General features: G+C 43.8%; 1 pseudogene. It reads left to right on the forward strand.

From position 1 onward, the window contains the following. A pseudogene (locus NWP14_RS27850) lies at positions 1-409 on the forward strand (type 1 fimbrial protein); the annotation flags it as partial.

The raw sequence follows: 409 nt of genomic DNA on the forward strand, positions 1-409 counted from the left end.
TGGGATGGCAGAACAAAATTTGCTCGGGCGATCCCGCTAATATTCATATGTCGCGTACCTTTCTCGCTCGCATGCGGTTATACGTCAAAATACGAGAAATGCCGCCGCATGATTATCAAAGTACGCTTAGCGACTATATCGTCGTGCAATTTGACGGTGCCGGTAGCGTTAACGAAGACCCTACTGCCCAAAACCTGAAATATCATATTACTGGTCTGGAAAACATTCGCGTGCTGGATTGCAGCGTCAATTTTTCCATTTCACCGGAAACACAGGTGATTGATTTTGGTAAATTTAATTTGCTGGATATACGTCGCCACACAATGTCGAAAACGTTCAGTATTAAAACGACCAAGAGCCAAAACGATCAATGCACCGACGGATTTAAAGTCAGTTCCTCCTTTTATAC

The sequence above is a fragment of the Klebsiella sp. C349492 genome, assembly GCF_042055345.1.
GTDB lineage: Bacteria > Pseudomonadota > Gammaproteobacteria > Enterobacterales > Enterobacteriaceae > Klebsiella > Klebsiella scottii.